Source organism: Microvirga sp. Mcv34 (assembly GCF_024519725.1).
Taxonomy (GTDB): Bacteria; Pseudomonadota; Alphaproteobacteria; order Rhizobiales; family Beijerinckiaceae; genus Microvirga.
Genome location: NZ_JALJRK010000192.1, coordinates 1 through 2,827 on the forward strand (window position 1 = coordinate 1; position 2,827 = coordinate 2,827).

Below are 2,827 nucleotides of genomic sequence, written 5' to 3' on the forward strand. Positions count from 1 at the left end.
AATGCCCCCGTGGTGAGAGACCGAATCGTGAACAAGGCGCCGAAACTCCATTAGGGTCCCGATCACCTCGCGACGTGGACGCTCCCGCACCAATGCGGAGAAGCCTCGGATATCGACTGCTAGGAGGCAGACGTGGCGTTCGGCAATCTCGGCCTTGTCCTCACCGTTGACCACCTCGGCGGCTATCCCTTCAGGCAGAAAGCGCGACAACAGCATGCGATCCCATTGCGCCCGCAGGATGGCTGCCCAGGCCAGCCGCATCCGGTGGACCGCGTAGAAGACGAAGCCTGCGGTGACGGCAAAGGACAGGAACCCAAGCACCTGTCGTGAAGCAAGGGGAGTGGGACCTCCGGGTGCCTCGAACGTCTCGGGGTTGACAAGAACGGCGAGTGCTAGGAGCCATCCCGCAGCTACGATGCCAGCAAACGCAGCCACGAGGTCGCGGCGCAGCCTGAGCCCGGTCTGGATGAGCAGTAGGAACGCCGGAAACAGGCTGACGGCATCCGTTGCGAGACGCAGATCGTGAGCATCCCGCGGCAGGTGGTCGGCAATGACATAGACTGCAAGGCCGGCGTCAGTAACGGTGGCGGCCCAGGGCAACCAGGATTGGCCTGCAGCGAAGCGCGAGGACAGCGCCAGCACGACCGTTGTCAGGCCATAGACCACCAGCACGATCCAGTGGCCCTCCCGGTGGCCGTGTCCAAATTCCAGGAGGGTGGCAGCCGCGAGCATCGCCAGCACCAGAAGGCGCGGCACGAGAGCCCGCCGGTCGAAATCGTTCTCCAGATGCGGCGGCAGCTCGTGAGCCGGACTTGGCTGGCGGACCGCTTTGTCCACACCTGTAGCCGGCATGATGGTTTCCTTTTTGTGGTTCTTGGTGGCCGTGGGCCGCTGCAGCGGCCGACGACGCTTGGGGTTATCTTCCCTTCTGGATTTTGACGAGGGTGAGCTGCCCATTGACGCGATCAGCCTGAAACTGCACCTTGTCGCCTGCCTTTACGCCTTTCAGGATCGCCGGATCCTGGGCCCGGAACACCATGGTCATGCTGTCCATGTTGAGGTTCGGGATCGCGCCGTGATCGAGCGTGATCTTGCCCGCAGCCATATCGACCTTCTCGACCGTACCGGAAACTAGAGGTGCCTGGCTGGCGGCCGGGGCCGCTTGGGCCGGGGCTGCGGTGGGAGCAGGGGTCGCGGGAGACGGGCTGGCTTGGGTGCTCTGAGCTCCCTTCTGGTCGAGCGGCCCGGAACCAGGAGGCGGCTGGTTGGGCTGGGCTTTGTACCCGGCCTCGCGGCTGCGCACCTGCCATTCCTTAGCCTCGCTAATCTGCTTTTGCTGCTCGTCAAGGATCTTCTGGGCCAACTGCCGCAACTGACGATCCCCGCCGTACTCGAGCTGGGTCTTGGCCAGATAGATCAGATCCTCATGGTGCGCGATGAGCATCGCGGCAAAATCCTGGTCCGGATCGCCGGGGAGCTTCATGTCCTTAAAGCGGTTGGTCATGACCTCACGGACCCGCTCGAAGGCAGGCCCCGCGCCCTGGGCAGGTTGCGCCAGGGCGAGACGGTCCGGGCCGACAGTGAAGCTGGCGAGCAGGGCTCCGACGGCAGTCAGGGTGGTGGTCAGGCGTTTCATGGTGGTCGCTCGCTAAACGGAGGAGAGGCCGCCCCGCAATAGTGGGTCTCGGGCACCGCTCGCGGGGCGGCTCGGGCTTACTTGCCCTTCTTGATCGAGGTGACGGTGAGCTGCCCGTTCACCCGGTCGGCGGTGAACTGCACCTTATCGCCGGCTTTGACCTGCTTGAGCATGGCCGGATCCTGGACGCGCCAGACCATCGTCATGGCATCCATGTCGAGGTTCTTGATCGGCCCGTGCTCGAGCGTGATCTTGCCTTGAGCTTCATCAATCTTCTGCACCGTGCCGGAGACCGGAGCTGCCTGGGCAAAGGCAAGGCTTGAAAGACCAAGGCTGGCCACCAAGCCCGCTGTTGCCATCGTCATACGCTTGAACATAGAAGATCTCCTTGAAGAACGAGGAAAAACGAGCCAGGCCGTGACGGTCCGGCTCATCTCTCCTGATAACGCTACTTCACGACGATGGTGCCTTTCATGCCGGACTCGTAGTGGCCCGGGATCAGACAGGCGTATTCGAACGTGCCGGCCTTGGTGAACTGCCACACGATCTCGTCACCCTTCTTCGGCTGCAGACGCCGGGCATTCGGATCCTCGTGCTCCATGTCCGGGTTCTGCTCCATCTGGATCTTGTGCTTGGCGTTCTCCTCAACTGTGGCCAGCACGAACTCGTGCTCCGCCTCACCGTTGTTGGCGAGCTTGAAGCGCACCTGTTCGCCCGCCTTCACCTCAACCTTGTCAGGGAAGAACAGCATCTTGCCATCGGTTTCGCGCATGCTGACCTGGACAAGCCGAGCCGGCTTCTTCGGGTCGCCGGGCTTGCCGTACGCCGCTTCCTCGCCGTGCCCGTGACCAGCGCCGCCAGGGCCCGCCAGAGCAAGGCCAGTCGTGAGAAGGAGGGCGGACAGCCCCCCGAGGAGTGTTGCAGTCTTCTTCATCGTGTCTGTGCTCCTTGTGCACCAAAGTCAGGCTAGAGAGTTCAACCTGAACGCCTAATGATTGCTGTGCCCGCCAGCCTTGGCCGCGCGGACAGGACGCTTGCGCCGATCAATGGCACGGAACTCCGTCGCTTTGACGCCGCTGTCGGGAGAGGTTGCCCGAGCAGGCTCGGCAAGCTTCTCGCCTTTCCACTCGTAAGCCACCGTGCCCTCCGGGTGCTTGTACCAACCCGGATCCTTGTAGTCGTTGTGGTCGA

Annotated in this window: 3 protein-coding genes and 2 pseudogenes; all 5 read right to left on the reverse strand. The window is 63.0% G+C overall.

The features are described from left to right. Positions 1 to 852, reverse strand: a pseudogene (locus tag OC446_RS29890) (hypothetical protein); the annotation flags it as partial. A gap of 64 nt (positions 853 to 916) precedes the next feature. Continuing rightward, positions 917 to 1,636, reverse strand: coding sequence for a copper-binding protein (locus OC446_RS29895; RefSeq protein WP_262032518.1), 720 nt, complete (start codon positions 1,634 to 1,636; stop codon positions 917 to 919). 77 nt (positions 1,637 to 1,713) lie between these two features. Next, entirely contained in the window at positions 1,714 to 2,013 is a 300-nt protein-coding gene (locus OC446_RS29900) for a copper-binding protein (RefSeq protein ID WP_410055173.1), read from the reverse strand. A gap of 71 nt (positions 2,014 to 2,084) precedes the next feature. Then, entirely contained in the window at positions 2,085 to 2,570 is a 486-nt protein-coding gene (locus OC446_RS29905) for a cupredoxin family protein (RefSeq protein ID WP_262032519.1), read from the reverse strand. 54 nt (positions 2,571 to 2,624) lie between these two features. After that, positions 2,625 to 2,827: pseudogene (locus OC446_RS29910) on the reverse strand (copper oxidase); the annotation flags it as partial.

What these genes read in the sequence shown, in the direction of transcription:
- OC446_RS29895 (WP_262032518.1), bottom strand. Translation starts at nt 1,636, where the DNA reads ATGAAACGCCTGACCACCACCCTGACTGCCGTCGGAGCCCTGCTCGCC.
- OC446_RS29900 (WP_410055173.1), bottom strand. Translation starts at nt 2,013, where the DNA reads ATGTTCAAGCGTATGACGATGGCAACAGCGGGCTTGGTGGCCAGCCTT.
- OC446_RS29905 (WP_262032519.1), bottom strand. Translation starts at nt 2,570, where the DNA reads ATGAAGAAGACTGCAACACTCCTCGGGGGGCTGTCCGCCCTCCTTCTC.